The organism is Actinomyces denticolens (assembly GCF_002072185.1).
GTDB classification, from domain to species: Bacteria; Actinomycetota; Actinomycetes; order Actinomycetales; family Actinomycetaceae; genus Actinomyces; species Actinomyces denticolens.
This window is the reverse complement of the sequence record NZ_MVIW01000009.1, coordinates 1-15,776: the sequence shown is the minus strand read 5'-3', so window position 1 is coordinate 15,776 and position 15,776 is coordinate 1. Positions and strand designations below refer to the sequence as shown.

13 protein-coding genes and 1 tRNA gene are annotated in these 15,776 nt (G+C 69.6%); 10 read left to right on the top strand and 4 right to left on the bottom strand.

Translation table 11 applies throughout. The features are described 5' to 3' along the window. Window positions 1-326 precede the first annotated feature (326 nt). The 6 genes from B1H55_RS03815 to B1H55_RS03790 all read left to right on the top strand — a co-directional run bounded on the left by B1H55_RS03815 (window position 327) and on the right by B1H55_RS03790 (window position 5,777). On the top strand, window positions 327-755 hold the full coding sequence (locus B1H55_RS03815; RefSeq protein ID WP_077240859.1) for a hypothetical protein: 429 nt from the start codon (window positions 327-329) through the stop codon (window positions 753-755). Between the two features lie 452 nt (window positions 756-1,207). After that, the gene (locus tag B1H55_RS03810; protein WP_143221409.1) at window positions 1,208-1,756 is read left to right on the top strand and encodes a hypothetical protein; all 549 of its coding nucleotides are present in this window, start codon (window positions 1,208-1,210) and stop codon (window positions 1,754-1,756) included. 216 nt (window positions 1,757-1,972) lie between these two features. Next, window positions 1,973-2,311 (top strand): hypothetical protein, encoded by a 339-nt coding sequence (locus tag B1H55_RS03805; RefSeq protein ID WP_143221410.1) that lies wholly within the window; start codon window positions 1,973-1,975, stop codon window positions 2,309-2,311. Window positions 2,312-2,315: 4 nt separating this feature from the next. Then, window positions 2,316-4,346: a DUF6571 family protein gene (locus B1H55_RS12165; RefSeq protein WP_143221411.1), complete on the top strand. Its 2,031-nt coding sequence runs from the start codon at window positions 2,316-2,318 to the stop codon at window positions 4,344-4,346. A 316-nt stretch (window positions 4,347-4,662) separates the two neighbouring features. After that, window positions 4,663-5,073, top strand: coding sequence for a hypothetical protein (locus B1H55_RS03795; protein WP_143221412.1), 411 nt, complete (start codon window positions 4,663-4,665; stop codon window positions 5,071-5,073). Between the two features lie 242 nt (window positions 5,074-5,315). Then, a complete protein-coding gene (locus tag B1H55_RS03790) occupies window positions 5,316-5,777 on the top strand; it encodes a hypothetical protein (RefSeq protein WP_143221413.1) in 462 nt (153 codons plus the stop codon). Window positions 5,778-5,935: 158 nt separating this feature from the next. On the opposite strand, the gene upp is transcribed toward B1H55_RS03790, so the two are convergent. Continuing rightward, the gene (gene upp / locus B1H55_RS03785) at window positions 5,936-6,574 is read right to left on the bottom strand and encodes a uracil phosphoribosyltransferase (RefSeq protein ID WP_073452515.1); all 639 of its coding nucleotides are present in this window, start codon (window positions 6,572-6,574) and stop codon (window positions 5,936-5,938) included. Between the two features lie 107 nt (window positions 6,575-6,681). Then, window positions 6,682-8,868: a choline BCCT transporter BetT gene (gene betT, locus B1H55_RS03780; RefSeq protein ID WP_077240864.1), complete on the bottom strand. Its 2,187-nt coding sequence runs from the start codon at window positions 8,866-8,868 to the stop codon at window positions 6,682-6,684. Window positions 8,869-9,180: 312 nt separating this feature from the next. Here betT and B1H55_RS03775 point away from each other — a divergent pair, with 312 nt between their 5' ends. The 3 genes from B1H55_RS03775 (at window position 9,181) to B1H55_RS12470 (ending at window position 10,611) form a co-directional block, all read left to right on the top strand. Further along, window positions 9,181-9,612, top strand: a complete 432-nt coding sequence (locus B1H55_RS03775) for a nucleoside deaminase (RefSeq protein ID WP_077240991.1) — start codon at window positions 9,181-9,183, stop codon at window positions 9,610-9,612. Window positions 9,613-9,756: 144 nt separating this feature from the next. Next, complete coding sequence (locus B1H55_RS12990) at window positions 9,757-10,341, top strand: DapH/DapD/GlmU-related protein (RefSeq protein WP_096519528.1); 585 nt, start codon at window positions 9,757-9,759, stop codon at window positions 10,339-10,341. Between the two features lie 181 nt (window positions 10,342-10,522). Next, window positions 10,523-10,611, top strand: a tRNA-Ser gene (locus tag B1H55_RS12470). Window positions 10,612-10,827: 216 nt separating this feature from the next. On the opposite strand, the gene B1H55_RS03765 is transcribed toward B1H55_RS12470, so the two are convergent. Further along, a complete protein-coding gene (locus tag B1H55_RS03765; RefSeq protein WP_073452519.1) occupies window positions 10,828-11,754 on the bottom strand; it encodes a fructosamine kinase family protein in 927 nt (308 codons plus the stop codon). 99 nt (window positions 11,755-11,853) lie between these two features. After that, window positions 11,854-14,841 (bottom strand): ATP-dependent RNA helicase, encoded by a 2,988-nt coding sequence (locus tag B1H55_RS03760; protein WP_080461585.1) that lies wholly within the window; start codon window positions 14,839-14,841, stop codon window positions 11,854-11,856. 153 nt (window positions 14,842-14,994) lie between these two features. Between B1H55_RS03760 and B1H55_RS03755 the strand changes: the two genes are divergently transcribed. Then, a partial coding sequence (locus B1H55_RS03755) for a nucleoside phosphorylase-I family protein (protein WP_080461584.1) occupies window positions 14,995-15,776 on the top strand: 782 nt, incomplete at its 3' end.

Genomic DNA, 15,776 nt, shown 5'->3' with positions numbered 1-15,776 from the left:
CCATGATTCGATGTGGATCCACTTGCGATACGCCAAAGGAGGCACTTTTGAGACCTGCCGCAGGAAACCACCTCGTAAGACACCGTCGGGCCAGGGCTTCAGCCCTCGCGGCGGTCGCTTTCGCCGCCGTGCCGTTGGTGGGGTGTTCTGGTGGGGGTGCTGGGGGTTCGGGGTCGGTGGTGCCGGTGGCCAGTGATGGTGCGGCGGTCTCGTCGGGGCCTGCTGCGCCTGAGGCGTCATCGTCGGCGAGTGCTGCTGCGTCGGTGTCGGCCGGTGCGGTGGGGGTCAGTGCTGAGGCGTTGTCGGATCCGGCCACGGGGTATGTGGTGGAGTCGGTTCCCGAGGGCCTGACGCCGGGTCAGGAGGAGATCGTGCGGGCCTATGTGGCTTATGACCGGGCCACGTGGGAGCAGTACCGCACCATGGACGGTGACCTGACCCAGGTTGAGGCCACCACCAGCGGCGGCCAACTCGAGGTGGTCAAGGCCTCCTACGACGACTTCCGAGCCAAGGGACTGCATCAGGAGGGCCAGACGGCCACCAAGATCATCTACGTCACCGGCACGGAGAACTCCAGCCTCGCCAACGTCGAGGTCTGCTCGATTCAGACCGATATCAAGAATGTCTCCGCCAGCGGAGAGGCCCCTGCCCCTGACGATCACGAGCACCGCTTCCATGTCTCGATGCACCTCGTGCGGGGGCCTCAGGGTTGGACCGTCGACTCAAGCGACCAGATAGGGGTGGACGATTGCTGAACCGCCGATACCGCATCGCACTCGCACTGACCTCCGCCATCTTGATTAGCTCGACGCTTGTCATGCCCGTTTCGGCGTTCGCCGACAGCAAGAGAGCATCTGACGGAGGTGGTGCGTCTCCCAGCGCCTCTTCGGGCCCGGGTGGTTCGGGTGTGGCGTCTTTGGAGGTGACGTTCTCGGTGTCCTACCCCGATGGGGGCGGGGCGGTGAGTGTGGGCACGGGCGGCTCGGGCACCACGGCGGTTCACCCCGAATGCTGGTGGGAGCAAGGGCCGGACGGCAAGACACTGGCCGCAAACGTCACCCCTCCCAGCGGCGGAAAATCCGATTTGCCATTCTACCCCAATTACAAGTCCCATGCTGATGACGCTGAGGGGCACTGGTATATCCCCACCTGCGATTCCGCCTACGCTATTGATAAGCAAGCTTATGGACGGAAATGGGTGGACTGGGTGCTGCAGCCAAGCCGTTTCGTTCCGGCCTCGCAGGCTCCTCCCGCCCCGTTGGTGGATGGTTACACGCTGGCGGGGGCGGCGCGTGAGGCGGTGAGCATTCCGGCGCCGGTGGTTGATTACAACCCGAAGCTGGACAGCCCGGCGGGGTCGACCGTGGTGGGCATGGACACCTGGGTGTGGGCCACCAGTGAGGTGCCGCGCACCGTTCAGATCACCGCCAGTGCGGGCGGGGTGTCGGCCATCATGACGATCACCGGCACGCGCCTGGACCTGTCGGCCCCCGACGCCACCAGCGAGTGCACCGGCTTCGGCGCCCCCTGGGCCCCCGGGGCCCCCGAGGGGAGCAGCGACTGCACCATCACCTTCAACCGCTCCAGTGCCGACCAACCCGGCCGGGCCACGCCCCTGACCGCCTCCGTCCGCTACACCACCGCCTGGAGCGCCAGTGACGGCACCAGTGGCGCCCTGACCGACATCACCACCACCTCCACCACCCCCATCCCCGTCGCCGAGATCCAAACCATCAACACCACCACACCCCACTAGCGAGCCGCCTCGGCCCTGGTCCCTGCGCCAGACGGCCGCAAGCACAGGCATCGGCATTCCTCCAGGAGACCACGGTCAATGAGCAGCGCACCTTCCCCCTCACCATCCCCCGGCCCATCACCGGACCCTCAACCGACGCCATCACCGTCATCGTCTGGTGGTAGTGGTCCTGGTCGGCCTGCTCCGACGCCCACGGCCACCCCTCAAATGGCGCCCGTGGCTCCGGACCCGAGTGATCCGGACAAGGTGACCAACGAGTTCAAGCAGGCTTTGAAGTGCGTCTACGATAGGTTGTTGAGCGCTGAGAAGACACTTGAGGCGGACACCGCGACCTCGGATGATTCTAAAGGGGCGAAGCTGACGCGGGGCCTGGGCAAGTACGGTAGCGTGTGGGAGTCGACTGCGGCGGAGAACGCGGCGACCGACATCAGAGGGATGGTGTCCGATATCCTTCTCGAGGTGATCAACACGACGTCGTCCGTTGGTGACGCGTGGCGGAAAGAACCAGATCTCGTCGATAAGGACGAGGAGAAGGCCAAGGCCGAGTGGTGGTGAAACGATGACCTACGTGTACCTCAATCCTGAGGGGCTGCAGTCGCTGATCGATGGGATCAAGTCCTACGCGAACCTGGTTTATGATGAGATGCTGGGCGTGTCCAACGCCAACATCTTCTACAGCAGCAGCAACGGTGTCGCGCCCGCCGAGCTGTCCGGTTTTGTTAGTCGGCTCGGGAGCCGTGGTGCGGACCTGAAGGATCAGGCCTCATACCTGCAAACACGGCTCGACGCGGCCAGGGCCTCGAATGAGTGCGGCGTCTCTCCGATGACCATGGACGGTAAGATCTCATATTATCTGCCCGACGATCAGTCCGACACCCCGGAAGCGGTTTCAGCCGCCAACCATGTCGACGAATGGCGCCAAGCAAAATCAGACGCCGAACAATTCAAAAAGGCATCATTGGATGGCGATGAGGACACCATGACCGCTCTCCTGAATGGTTCCATGGCGAACAATGAGTGTTCTCAAACATACGCGATTACTTTCGCTAGCACAATGGGTGCTGACTACATGCTCGACGCTCCCCTGCGGGTTCAAGGCGAGCGCATGGACCCTACAGCCAATAGGGAGATCATCTCGACGATGGAGGATCGGTTTGGCAACCTGTTGGCCACTGCATCACAGGGATACAAGGACGAAGATAGCCGAGTCAGTTTACATTCATACAATCTTCGAGACGATATTTACGACGCCATCACTCAGAAGGAGCATAGTGGACGCGTCACCGTACTGGACGCATATATGACCAGTGCTGGAGCGGCGGATCCTTACCAAAAACAGTTTCTAATAGATTTGGCGGACAAGATGGAAGATGTCACGGACTTTCCGGATCAACCACCCGGGGTTTATTGTGACGACCGAGGATTCATGCACTACTCAGATCCTGGAAACAAGTACCTGGTCGACGAGGCCGGCCGCCCGTATTCCATGGATCCACTCTCTGCGCCACTGGGGGCAATGGCCTACAATCCCGAGGCCGCAGTCGACTACTTCGCGGCGCCGAACTACTCCAAGTCCGAGGACTATGCTCCGACAGCCAATGTCACCGCACGCGGAGATCTTCTGGAGAACCGTAAATGGAGCGGGGAGAGCCTCGAGGGACTCAGCGCGGCTTACGCGGCAGCTTCTTCTCGCCGCTACCCTGACCTCAATGACCCCAATCCGCGCTTGAAAACAGAACAGCGGGCGACTTGGGCGACGGCACAGGGAATCAATCTACTCGCCGCTCACAACGATATCGCCACTAACAGTGAAACACGAAGAAACATTGGAGTGCTCTTAGGTAACTGCGGCGGAGAGATGGAAATGATCGCGGAAAATAATTCCACGACATCGATAAATGAAGACAATCCGGAACGCAAAGTCCGTGTACCAGCTCTAACGCCATCCAATCCTGACGGCACTACGACTCCGGCATCGAAGCAGATGGCCACTGACATGCGGAAGCTCGTGCGCAACGCCGTCCAGGATGACGATGCTCTCACCGCCATCGGTCAGGGTACCATGAAATACGCCATCGCGGATGCCAACGCCGGGGCGATGTCGCAGTCCAGTGTTGAGGACAAGCAGGAATATATCGGAACGGCGTTCGACAAGGAGACTAACCTCATTCACTGGCTGGATACGCAGAATCCCAGGAGTTCTTCCAGTGACGGCGCAGCCGTGGCAGGCGCCAAGGCTACCGCAGGTTTGCTTGGACTCGTCCCAGGAGGGACAGTTCCCTCCACCTTCGCTAGTGCCGGCCTAGAATTCGCGGAGGTTAAGTCGAAGGATGGTGCGGATAAGCTGGCAGTGGACCCGAACGCTCTCGCGATCGCCCAGGCCGATGTCGCGGCGCGGAATGGGGCGTTGGATGTGGACCCGGACATACAGCCGTGGTACCGAGTATCGCCGTACAACGAGCAACGGGGAATGGTGGATGTCTCGACGGAGGGGAAGAAGGACGCCTTCAGGAGTTGGCTGTCCGGGCTGCCTGACCGCGATGGGATATTCTGGACGACGATGGTCAAGAACACCCGGCAGACATCATGACGCGCGCTCGTACTGCGGCGCTCGTGTCGGATGCTCGCATGCAGTCCGGGGCGCGGGAAGAGCGCCGTTTTCTTGGGCCTGTCCGGTATCGTCGCCGTGATTCATCCGCTGCCCGGTGCGCTCGCCCACCTGAAGGAGATGTATCGTGACTCGACCGTGTCGGCGCTCATGGAGGCCGGTGGTCGTCGTGTGCTGCGCGTGCGTGTTGGCGGTGCTGGGAGTCGTCGTACTCCGATTCACCGGCCTTCCGTCCATTCTTCGGTCGGATGAGCGGCTCTGCGGCGATCGTTATTCCTCGGATGAGTTGCACCGAATCATGAACTCCACCGCCGTGAAGGACGAGCAGGGCTGGTTCGCCACCTGCCAGATCCGTTTTTCGGAGGAGAGCCCGTTCTCGTTCCTCGACATCGACGAATCCACCCGAGGAGAGATACTCCTTCACGGACAACCAGCCCCCCTTACCGAGGACGAGATCCTTTCCAAGGACGGAGTTCGCGGGAAAGTCGAGCGCCTGGAGCTGGACGGCTTCGACGGCACGGTCCTGCTCTGGACCGACGATCACACTTACGGAGCATCAAGCATCATCTGGTTCAAACCGGACGGTAACGTCCTCGGGCTGTCCTTTAACACGATCAACGCACAGGACGGCGACACCCAAGCCAGGAACATGGCGATAGACCTGTTCAAGTACATCTCCGAGGAGACCCTCGCACACCCCTACCACTGAGAATCATGACTCCCGAACCCCTCCCCAGAAGAGACCATCGAACCCATCGAGGACAATGCCAATCATGTTCCAACCGGCCAAGGCGCCGGCAAGGATCAGAGGCACCAATATCAAAGCCGAATAGCCTCAAGCGCGCCGCCCTCACGCTGACCGCGGCATCCGCCCTCCTCGTCTCATGCGCGCTGCCAGACCACCGCCCACCCGAGCCCACACCCGTGATGACCTCGGAGAAGGCCTGCGCCATGATCCCCACGCACACCCTCAACAACATCGCAGGAACCCCCGCCAGGGACGAGCGCATCAGAACATTCAGCCGAGGGAACTTCAGATGTGACGTGAATTTTGATCATGAGTCCGACCCGTCCGAGCTCTTGGTCTCCTATGAGCCGTCTGATTTCACGGGCGAGTTCCGGACCAAGGGGGTGAGGACCTTCGAGCAGATCAAGGCCAGCGTGCCCACGACGCCGGCATCGATCGACGGGGCGCCCGGTGAGGGCCTCACATCCTTCTCCGCCCGCCACGGATGGTCCTTCCTCGTGTGGCGCTACCCCGACGGCGCCCTGCTGGTCATCAAGTTCTTCACCAAGGACTCAGGAGGGGCCGCCAACGCCCTCGACCTGACCGGCCCGGCCCTCGAGGTCGGCAAGATTGTCGCCCCCCAAGTTCGGGACCTGGTCGCACGCCCCACAGCGAGCCCCACATGACATCCGGCGCCGGGCCGCGGATCCCCCGGCCCACCGCCCCACCACCAACCAGACTGTAACAGGAAGGTCACGGTGCAACCCGGCAAATGACAGCCCTGAGGCGAGAGCCCTCACCGATTCAACGAGCCCCGCCTCACAGCGCGACTCCCCGCGGCACCTCAGTCGACAATGCCGTAAAGACGGTCCCCGGCATCCCCCAGGCCCGGCACGATGTAGCCCTGCTCGTTGAGGTGGTCATCCACCGCGGCCGTCACCACCGTGACGTTCGCGCGGTCTCCGATGGCCTCCTCCAAGTACTTAAGGCCCTCCGGCGCCGCCAGCAGGCACAGGGCCGTCACATCCCTCGCGCCCCGGTCCAGCAGGTAGTTCGTGGCGTCCGTGAGCGTGTGCCCCGTGGCGAGCATCGGGTCGACGATGAAGCACTGGCGCCCCGAGAGGTCATCCGGCAGGCGGTTGGCATAGGTGTCCACCTCCAGGGTCTGCTCATCGCGCTTCATCCCCAGGAACCCCACCTCGGCCGTGGGCAGGAGGCGCGTCATGCCCTCCAGCATTCCCAGGCCCGCCCGCAGGATCGGCACGACGATCGGCCGCGGCGCTGCGATCCGATGGCACTGCGCCACCGCCACCGGTGTGGCGATCTCCACCGGCTCGGTGCGCACATGGCGCGTCGCCTCATAGGCCAGCAGGGTGACGAGCTCGTCCACGAGCTGGCGGAACACCGCCGAGTTCGTCGTCCGGTCCCGCAGGACCGCCAGCTTGTGATCGATGAGGGGGTGGTCGACGTCGATGAGATGCATGGCATCAGCCTACGGCGCCCGGAGCACCGACGTGGGCGCGGCGGAGCGCGAACCGCGAGTGCCCGCCGCGCCCCGCGTCCGGACGAATCCGCCCGGGCTCTCCCGACTCAGGCGTTGCCGAGGTAGTCCAGCCAGCTCTCGTAGTGGTCCAGCACGTCGTGGGCCACCTGGTCCGCGGTCCAATCCATGACGTCGTAGCCCTGGCCGCCGCCGCGCGGGCGCACCTCCAGGCGTACCGTGAGGTCATCCGCCTCATGGACGACGACGCCGAAGGCCGCCACCGGGGCCTGCACCATCCGCACCACGTAGCGGAAGGAGTCGAGCCCACTGGAGCGCTCGACGGCGGGCGCCACCGTCCCGCCGTCCGCCGCGCCCTCAGCGGCCGGGGCCACGGCCAGCTCGGCGGCATTCTCGCCGTCGCCGGCCTCGGGCCCCGCCGTGACCAGGAGGGTGGCGCGGCCCAGGAAGTTGCGCTCGTCGTCGGGATCCTGGGCCTCCGGGCCCTCCACGTAGACCTCGGCCACCAGCTCCTCCTTGCGCAGCTCGGCGGCCACCGCCTCCAGGGCCGGCACGATCCTGGTGTCCAGGGCGCGCTGGGCCTGGGCGGGGGAGACCGACTCGAAGGTGTGCGACAGCCGATCCCGCCACGAGATGCGCTTGAGGCCCGCGGCCGTGCCCGTCAGGCCCAGCGCGCGGTTCCGGAAGACGTGCGAGCGGGCGTCGCGGTGGCTCGCCTCCGTGCGCAGCGCCTTCCACAGCCCGTACATGACCAGCAGGAGGACGGCGCTGAAGGGCAGGGCCATGACGATCGTCGCCTGCTGGAGGATCGGGATGCCGCCCGCCAGCAGCATGGCGATCGTCAGCACGCCCACGAGCACCGCCCAGAAGATCCGCAGCCACGGCCGGGCATCGCCCTCATCCCCGGTGCGCGTGCGCGTGGACAGGTTCGCCATCACCAGGGCGCCCGAGTCCGCCGAGGTCACGTAGAACAGGATCCCGATGAACAGCGAGAGCGCCACCAGGGCCGGGCCTCCGGGAAGGGCCTTGAGCAGCGCGTAGAAGCCCTGCTCCGGGGTGGAGGCGGTGAGCTCGGCGAAGGCCCGGTCCCCGCCCCGCACGACGGACAGGGCGTGATTGCCGAAGATCGACACCCACATGATCACGTAGCTCAGCGGCAGCGCCAGCGAGCCGAGCACGAACTGGCGGATCGTGCGGCCGCGCGAGATGCGCGCCAGGAACATCCCCACGAAGGCCGCCCACGTGATCCACCACGCCCAGAAGAACAGGGTCCAGCCGTTGAGCCAGTCGGTGGGGCGGCTCCAGGCGTAGGTCTCCAGGGTCAGGCCTGGGAACGAGGTGGCGTAGTCGCCGATCGAGCCCACCAGCGCGTCCAGCAGGAACGCCGTGTCGCCCGTGACCAGTACCCACAGCGCCAGGGCGATCGCCAGCAGGACGTTGATGTTCGAGAGCATGCGCACCCCGCGGTCCACCCCCGAGACCGCCGACGCCGTCGCCATGAGGACCGACAGCGCCACGAGCCCGATCTGGGCCGCTGTGCCCTGCGGGATGCCGAACAGGATCGTCAGCGCGACATTCAGCTGGACGATCCCCACGCCGAGGGAGGCCGCGATCCCGATCGCACCGCCGATGAGCGCGGCCGCGTCCACGACGTCGCCGAGGATCCCATCCGTGCGGTGGCCCAGGATCGGGCGCAGAGTGGCGCGCACCGCGAGCGGCTGACGGCGCCGGTAGGCGAAGTAGGCCAGCGCCATGCCCACCAGGGAGTACAGTCCCCAGCCGGAGATGCCGTAGTGGAGGAGGGTCAGGACGATGGCGTTGCGGGCCGCCTCCTCGGTCTCGGGAGCGCCCGTGGGCGGGGAGAGGTACTGCGAGACGGGCTCGGCGACGGCGAAGAACATGATCCCCGTGCCCACGCCCGCCGCGAAGAGCATCGCCGCCCAGGAGAACGTGGAGAACTCCGGGGTGGAGTTGGAGGGGCCCAGCCGCGTGGTGCCGTAGCGCGACAGCGCCAGGACGACGACGAACACGAGGACCGCCGTGATCTCCAGGATGTAGAACGAGCCGAACCAGCGCGACGCCCAGGCGACGGCGGTGTCGAAGATGCCCTGGATGGTGCGCGGGACGAGGATCGCCGTGAGGGCGAGGGCGCCGATGACGCCTCCCGAGACCGCGAACACGGTGGTGTTGAGGCTCTTGTCAGGTGCCCCTTCGGAGTCGTTGGCCCGGGGGGAGCCCTGGGGCGCGAGGGGGGCCCGATCTGTCTGGATGCTCACTTGTCTGTCTCCTTCCACCCGAGTCCCAAAGGCATGTAACGTTTGCAGGTCATTCACCCTCTCAAGGCTGGGAGGATCCTGGGAATGATAGATCGGAACGATGACGATCCGAGGCGGCGGCGATGGGAGCACGGCCGTCGAGGGGCCGGGGCGGCGCTGGCGCTCGCAGCGGCGATCTCGCGCCGGGGGTCCTGCGGCCTGTGGGAGGCTTGGGGTGTGATTGAGCGATCCTCGCCCACGCCCCATGCCCTCGCCGCGGCCGCTTCGGGCGACCGGCGCCCGGCACTCCTGGAGGAGCGCTACGGCCCCGCGATGGATCACGCGCTCGTGCTGGCCGAGGGGGCCGCCCGGGCCGGGGAGGTGCCGGTGGGCGCCGTCGTCCTCGATGCCGGTGGCGAGGTCCTCGCCGAGGCCGCCAACGCGCGCGAGACCGGGCATGACCCGACCGCCCACGCCGAGATCCGGGCTCTGAGGGCCGCTGGGCGGGCGCTGGGCCGCTCCCACTTGGACGGCTGCTCACTGGTGGTGACGTTGGAGCCCTGCACCATGTGCGCCGGCGCGATCCAGTTGGCGAGGCTCGCGCGCGTGGTGCTGGCGGCCTGGGAGCCGCGCACCGGGGCCTGCGGCTCGATCCGCGACGTGCTGCGCGATCCCAGGGCGAACCACCGGGTGGAGGTCGTCGCCGGGCTGCGCTCCGAGGTCTCCGCCGCCCTCCTCCGGGACTTCTTCGCCCCCCGCCGCTGATCCTCTCTCTTTCCCCCCTCTCGTCGAGACCGGTTGAAAACGCCATCGAAACCGGGTGGCTGCCCACAGGCGGTCGCGTAGCATCAGCGTGCGCGCCCCGGTGGAGAAGGGCAGGGCGGCTGGTGAGAAGCAGAGGAGAGCCCGATGAGCGGGGAGATGACCCTCCAGGTCTTCCTGGACCACGTCAACGCCGGCAGGCCCGTGCGCCCCGGTACTCCCGAAGGGGCCTTCCAGGGCGCCTTCGCGATCGAGGCGCAGCGCCTCACCGCCGAGCTCAACTCCGCCTTCCACGACCCGGACGGGATCCGCGATCTGCTGTCCCGGATCGCCCACCGCCCGGTACCCGAATCGCTGCGCCTCTTCCCGCCCTTCACCACCGACTTCGGCGCCAACACCCATTTCGGCGAGGATGTTTTCATCAACTCGGGATGCCGTTTCCAGGACCAGGGCGGCATCTGGCTCGGTGACCGCTGCTTCATCGGGCACGACGTCGTCATGGCGACCCTCGATCACGGCCTTGCCGTCATCGACCGCGCCACCACCTACCCGGCCCCCATCCGGCTCGGCGACGACGTGTGGGTCGGTGCCAAGGCCGTCATCACCAAGGGCGTGACCGTCGGCGACGGGTCGGTCATCGCTGCGGGCGCCGTCGTCACGCGGGATGTGCCCGCGGGCGTCGTCGTCGGAGGAGTCCCGGCTGCGGTGCTGCGCGAGATCCCGGCCTCCTGAGACCGTCCGCCGCTTGCGCCCCGCTCATCGAGACCGGTCGAAAACGCCACCGAAACCGGTTCGCGAACCGGTCTCGATCGCCACTTCGACCGGTCTCGGCGAGGAGGGGAGGGGAGTGAGGGAGGTCGCAGGGGAGGCCGGTTGGGCGGGAGGCGCGCGGGCGTGTACCCTCAACGCCTGAGGTAGCGTGTCCGAGCGGCCGAAGGTGCAGATCTCGAAAGTCTGTGTGGTTCATAGCCACCCTGGGTTCGAATCCCAGCGCTACCGCCACTGAGTGAGGGCCCCGATCCATGGATCGGGGCCCTCACTCGTGGATCGCCGGGCGCTTCGTGCTGGTCGGGCTCCCGGTGCTCGTTCTGGTATCACTGGGGCTCCGCCGACAGGTGCGATCCGCACCCAGTGGTGCCGTCTGCACCCAGAGGTGCGTCCTGCCCGCACCTCTGGGTGCAGACGGCACCAGTCGGCGCGGAGAGCACCGCCAGCGGCTCACACGTACTGACGGGCCTGGTTGACCGCCTCCATGCCGTAGCCGCCGCCGAAGAGGAACACATGGATCATGAGCATGTGCAGGCGGTGCAGCCCCACTCGCTCGCGCCACCCATCGGCCAGGGGCGAGACCTCGTTGTAGGCCCCGATGATCCGCGTGAGATGCGCCTGCCCGAACATTCCCAGCGCCGCCAGATCCGTCTCCGCGTGCGCTCCCTGCGCCATCGGGTCGATGAGGACGCCGACGTCGCCCGGCAGGCCCGTCCCGGAGACGGCGCCACCGCCCACGGATCCCTCGGCCGGGCCCCGCCCCGCGCGCGACGGCGCCCAGTCGGTCTCCCCGACCGGCACCCACAGCACATTGCCGCACCACAGGTCCCCATGCGTGCGGGACACCGCGCGAGCCGGCCCCCGCGCCGCCGCCCCGGCCTCGACGAGGGCGGGCTGCGGGGAATCGAAGAGGCCGTCGGCCAGCCGAGAGCAGACCCTCTCCAGCACCCGCGCCCCCCGCTCACTCAGCGCTCCGGAATCCCGGCAGTCGCCGATGTAGGCGCCGATGCGGTCCTCGGCGTAGAAGACCCCCCACGTCCGGTCCGTCTCCGCGCGGTCCGCGGAGTCATGAGGGCGCAGCCGGATGCGCGAGCGCCCCATCTGCCCGATGCCGTCCCATCCCGGGGGAGACGCCCCGAAGAACGGAGCGCCCGCCGCGTGGGTGACCGCCAAGGCGCGGCCGAAGGCCTCCGCCGCCTCGGCCGTGGCGCCCCCATGGGTCAGGCGCGGCTCCTCGATCCAGCCCTCGCCCTGCGTCACCGGGACGACGTGCGCGCCCCCGTCCGGCATCGCCTCGGCGAGCCACCTCAGGCCCTGCGCCTCCACCGCCGTGGAGACCGGCCCCTCATCAACCTTGCGGAACACGCTCGCGCTCATGGGCCCAGCCTGACACGCCCGGGTGCCGTCGCGCAGCAGCCGGCGCCCGCGCAGCGCCTCCGGCGCCCTCGGGCCGGCCCAACCATCGTGCCCGTGCCCTCAGCCCCGGGGACGGCGCCGCCCCGTCCCCCGCGTTGCCGGAGCGGACCACGGGTCCTCGGGCCACGCGTGCTTCGGGTAGCGCCCGCGCAACTCGGCGCGCACCCGCGGGTATCCCTGTCGCCAGAAGGAGGCCAGGTCATCGGTCACCGCGACGGGACGCCGCGCCGGGGACAGCAGGTGGATGAGCACCGGGACCCGTCCACCCGCCACGCGCGGCGTGCCCGCCCACCCGAAGCACTCCTGCACCCGCACCGCCAGCACCGGGCGGGCCAGGGGCTCACCGTCGTCGCCGGTATAGGCCAGGCGGACGCGCGAGCCGGAGGGCACATCCAGGCGCTCCGGGGCGAGCTCGTCGAAGCGCGCTGCCTCGGGCCAGGGCAGGAGCGCCCGCAGCGCCGCCACCATGTCCAGCCGTCCCAGGTCGAAGCGCCTGCCGTCCACCGCCAGCGCCCGGACCGCCGGTCCCAGCCACGTCTCGGCGGCGCCCACCAGCGACTCGTCGTCCACCTCGGGCCAGGGCTCGCCGATCTCGGTGCGCAGCAGCGCCAGGCGGCCGCGCAGTTCGCGCGCCTCGTCGCTCCAGGGCAGGATCCCCGGGCCCTCCTCCCGTACCGCCCGGGCGACGGCGCTCGCGGCCTCGCCCGGGCCCGGCGGCGGGCCGGGGGTCGTGGCCAGGACGATCGCGCCCAGGCGGCGGGCGCGCTCGGTGCGAAGGCGCCCCTGGGCCCACACGGTCCGGGTCTCCTCGCTGAGCCGATCCGCGGCGACGGCGAGGGCCAGCTCCTCGTCAAGAGGCGCAGCCGCGCGGATGAGGGCGTCGCTGCGGCCCGGGGAGCGGTCGACGTCGGCCACGGCCAGCCACTGCGAGGAGGCGAGTGGGGAATCCGCAGGGAGGCGCAGGCCCGTGCCGCCGACGCTCGCGTAGGCGGCCTCCGCCCGCGCCCGGCCGGAGGAGGGGCCCGCAGTGGCGGCGGGAGCAGTGATGGACGGCCCGGTGGGGCCGCGGCGGCGCGCGATCCACTCGGGGTGGGCGAGTGCCGCCAGCAGCGCCACCGACTCCTCGGCTCCGCCCGTCCAGCCCGTTCCACCCGGCCCGCCGAGTCCGTCGAGTCCGTCGAGCCCGTCGAGGAGCCGGGCGCCGTCGGCGCTCCTGGAAATCAGGGACCGCAGGGCCCCCTGAGCGCCCGCCGCCCCGCCCGCGCCCCTCGCGGCCCCCGCACCGGCGAGCGCCTCGGTGACCGCCCGCTCCAGGCGCTCGGCCTCCTGGACCCACTGCGCCGTTCCGCGCGGGTCGGCCGCGCTCTCCCGGCGCCCCCGCACCGACTTCGCCAGCGCCGCCAGGTCCGCCCCCGGCGCCCGCAGATCAGCGGTGAGGAGCGCGGCGGCCCGGGCGGCGGGCCGCGCCCCGATCAGCGCCGCCGCCACGAGAAGCGCCCTGGCCTCCCGCACCGGCGCCGGGATCGCCGCCACGGTTCGGCCCAGCGGAGTGATCGGGCCGCTCCCGCCGGAGCGATCCTCCGCCCCGCGGCCGCCTCCCGCGTCGTCGTCCCTCCCGGCCTGCTCGACCAATCCGAGCGAGACCAGTGCCGCCTCGGCCGTCCGCATCGCCGCCTCCGGCGGCGGGTCGATCCAGGCGGGCGAGTGCAGCCCCGCCCCGTCGGGCGCGCCCCAGGCCGCCAGCTCCAGGGCGAGCCGGGTGAGGTCGGCGGACAGGATCTCCGGGGTCGGGGATGCCGCCGCGCGAGCCCAGTCCGACGGCGTGCAGCAGCGGTACACGGCGCCCGGCCCCTCGCGCCCGGCGCGCCCCGCCCGCTGCACCCCCGCCGACCGCGACTCTCCCACCGTCACCAGCGAGCTCATCGAGCGGGCGACGTCGAGCCGCGGCTCGCGCGCCAGCGTCGAATCGACGACGATCCGCACTCCCGGCACTGTGAGCGAGGACTCGGCGACATTCGTCGACACGACCACTCGCCGCAGCCCCGGCGCGCTCGGTGCCAGCGCCGCGTCCTGGGCCGCCGCGGGGAGCCTGCCGTGCAGTGGCAGCACATCGACGTCGCCGGGCCCGTCCCCGGATCCGCCGCCGCGCTCGGTGCGCAGGATCCGGCGAAGCCGGGCGACGACGTCGTCGACCTCGCGCGCCCCCGGCAGGAAGACGAGGGCATCGCCGTCGTTCTCCGCCATCGCCCGCGCCGCAGTGCCCGCAACATGCGCGAGGAAGTCCGCCGGCACCCCGTGCGGGCCCAGCCGCGCCGTGGTCGCCGGCGGCGGCGCCCAGCGCTCGACGATGGGGTGCGGGGCGCCGGGAACCTCGAGGAGCGGCGCGAGCGAGGCGCCCGCATCACGGGCGCTCCCGGCTCCTCCGACCGCCCCGCCGAGCAGCTCCCGCAGGCGCCCGGCGTCCAGGGTCGCCGACATCGCGATGAGGGCGAGGTCCTCGCGCAGACCCGCGCGCGCGTCGAGCAGGAGCGCGAGGAGGAGATCGGCATCGAGCGCCCGCTCGTGGACCTCGTCGAGGATGACGGCGCCCACCCCCGGCAGGTCGGGCTCGGCCTGGAGGCGGCGCAGGAGGAGGCCCGCCGTGACGACCTCGATGCGGGTGGACGGCCCGGTGCGGCGCTGCCCTCGCACCGCGTAACCGACGGTCCCGCCCACGTCCTCCCCCAGCAGGCTCGCGAGCCGCATGGCGGCGGCCCTGGCGGCCACGCGGCGAGGCTGGGTCACGATGACGCGCCCGGCCTCCCCGGCCTCCCCGGCCCCGTCGGGCCTGTTCGCCCCGCCGAGCGACAGCGCGACGAGCGGGGGCACGAGCGTGGTCTTGCCCGTGCCCGGGGGCGCTGTGACGACGACGGCCGGCGCCCCGGAGTCGAGGGTGGGGGATGCCAGCAGGGAGCGCAGGCGGGGAAGCCCGGCGACGACGGGCAGATCGGGTGGCGAGGCCAGGAGCGCCTCGAGGGCGCGCGGGTCGGCGTGGTCCGCTGGCGTCATGCGGGCATTGTCCCCCGGGGGCGACCGAGGCCCATCGCCGTCCCGCCATCGGGCCGCCCGGTGCCAGGACGGCGATGGGCCTCATAGGGGCCGCGGCACCATGAACGGGTAGGCTGCCCTCGGAGCACTCGGAGACAACTGGAGGGAGGCCCCGTGGCAACGTCCCCCGCCGCGGCCGGAACCTGGGATGAGGACCCCGCCGGCGCCTCCATCGTTCTCGCCACGGGCCGCGCCCGCCACGATCTGCTCGTCATCGCCGAGCCCGCCCTCCTGACCGATCTCGACGACGCCTGGGGGCGCCCGTCCTCCCGCGTCCGCCTCTCCTTCCTCCCCGGTGTCTCCGCGCCCGGCTCATCCGGTCAGGAGGACTCCCTCATGTCCTACGACCGCGGGGGACTCGGCGTGCTCGTCGCCCGCGGCCGGACCTGCCTCTTCGAGGGCCGCGCCGCCCGCCGCACGACGGCATTCGCCCGCATCGCCGCGGGCGCCGGCGTCCGCGCCGCCCTGCTCGTGGGCCGCGCCTCCTCACTGGGATCCCCCCGGCCCGGCGACCTCCTCGCCATGGGCGATCACCTCAACTTCTCCGGTATCCCCCTCTTCCCCGCCACCGGGCCCGTCGAGGCCTCCTGGGACGAGCCCCTCACCGAGGTCGTCGCCGGGGTCGACGGCGTGAGCGGCAGCGCCGTCGCCGCCCTTGTCCCCGGACCAGTGCGCCCCGGCCGGGCCGAGGCGGCGGTTCTCGGGGGCCTCGGCGCCGACGTCGTCGTCATGGACACGGTCGCCGAGGCCATGGCCCTGGCGGTGCGGGGGGTCAAAGTGGCGGGACTGCTCTACGTCGACGCGATCGCCGGCGCGCCCCCCCGCCCGGGCTCGGGCCGCCGCAGCGCCGCCCGGGCGGCCGGCCGCCGCGCTGCCGTCACCCCGCCGGTCGGGAT

What these genes read in the sequence shown, in the direction of transcription:
- B1H55_RS12165 (WP_143221411.1), top strand. Translation starts at nt 2,316, where the DNA reads ATGACCTACGTGTACCTCAATCCTGAGGGGCTGCAGTCGCTGATCGAT.
- B1H55_RS03795 (WP_143221412.1), top strand. Translation starts at nt 4,663, where the DNA reads ATGAACTCCACCGCCGTGAAGGACGAGCAGGGCTGGTTCGCCACCTGC.
- B1H55_RS03790 (WP_143221413.1), top strand. Translation starts at nt 5,316, where the DNA reads ATGATCCCCACGCACACCCTCAACAACATCGCAGGAACCCCCGCCAGG.
- upp (WP_073452515.1), bottom strand. Translation starts at nt 6,574, where the DNA reads ATGCATCTCATCGACGTCGACCACCCCCTCATCGATCACAAGCTGGCG.
- B1H55_RS03775 (WP_077240991.1), top strand. Translation starts at nt 9,181, where the DNA reads ATGGATCACGCGCTCGTGCTGGCCGAGGGGGCCGCCCGGGCCGGGGAG.
- B1H55_RS12990 (WP_096519528.1), top strand. Translation starts at nt 9,757, where the DNA reads ATGAGCGGGGAGATGACCCTCCAGGTCTTCCTGGACCACGTCAACGCC.
- B1H55_RS03765 (WP_073452519.1), bottom strand. Translation starts at nt 11,754, where the DNA reads ATGAGCGCGAGCGTGTTCCGCAAGGTTGATGAGGGGCCGGTCTCCACG.
- B1H55_RS03760 (WP_080461585.1), bottom strand. Translation starts at nt 14,841, where the DNA reads ATGACGCCAGCGGACCACGCCGACCCGCGCGCCCTCGAGGCGCTCCTG.